We start from the raw sequence: 386 nt of genomic DNA on the forward strand, positions 1-386 counted from the left end.
CGCGGGTGATGACGGGGCCGTGTCCGGCCAGCGGCCGCCCGTACTCCAGGGCCGTCACCGCGCCGTCGCTGCCGGTGGCCTTGCGGACCAGGCCGTCCTGGAGTTCGAGGACGGCGGTCAGGCGGTGGCCGTCGCCGGAACGGGCCGGGGCGGTGAAGACGACCCGGCCGTCGCTGTAGGCGACTTCTGTGGTGGCGCCGTAGGGGTCGGTGACAGACGTGAGCTGCCAGGTGTCCTCGCTGGCGGCGGTGAAGGCGAAGTCGGTGCGGTTGCCGTGCCGGTCGGCGAACGCCACCGGGTTGCCGTCCGCATCGAAGTACTGCACCGACCCGTCGGTGCGGTCCGCCAGCCGCCACTCATAGCCGCGCTCCTCCACCCCCTCCCGG

1 protein-coding gene is annotated in these 386 nt (G+C 73.6%); it reads right to left on the reverse strand.

Annotated elements, in window-relative coordinates; genetic code table 11:
- On the reverse strand, nt 1–386 hold a 386-nt coding region (locus tag IF89_RS39785; RefSeq protein WP_158718170.1), incomplete at both ends, for a hypothetical protein.

Source organism: Streptomyces sp. NRRL F-2664 (assembly GCF_000719345.1).
GTDB lineage: Bacteria > Actinomycetota > Actinomycetes > Streptomycetales > Streptomycetaceae > Streptomyces.